The following is a 244-nucleotide window of genomic DNA, read 5'->3' on the forward strand; positions in this document are numbered from 1 at the left end:
AAATGAAAAACCCCATCAGATTCGCGTCTGATGGGGTTTTTGTTTTACGCCGCTGATGCTGTACAACGCAGCGTGAACGTCGCGTTCGCTAGGTTCGCGTCTGCTGATGCCGCCGCTGTCACAATAAGCACATCGGTCGCATTTAGGGTCTGCGCTGACGAGAAAGTGAACGTCGGTTGCCGTGCACCTGCTGCCCAGTTGATAGTGCCCAAGTTTGTGGTGGTTGAACCGCCCACAATCTTGC

The 244-nt window shown here is 54.1% G+C and carries 1 protein-coding gene; it reads right to left on the minus strand.

Annotated elements, in window-relative coordinates; genetic code table 11:
* Nucleotides 1-44: 44 nt before the first annotated feature.
* Nucleotides 45-244: hypothetical protein (locus ACZ2V4_RS11900; RefSeq protein ID WP_490514977.1), on the minus strand; the 200-nt coding region annotated here is incomplete at its 5' end.

The organism is Macrococcus sp. CoH-51_TC_04 (assembly GCF_058188655.1).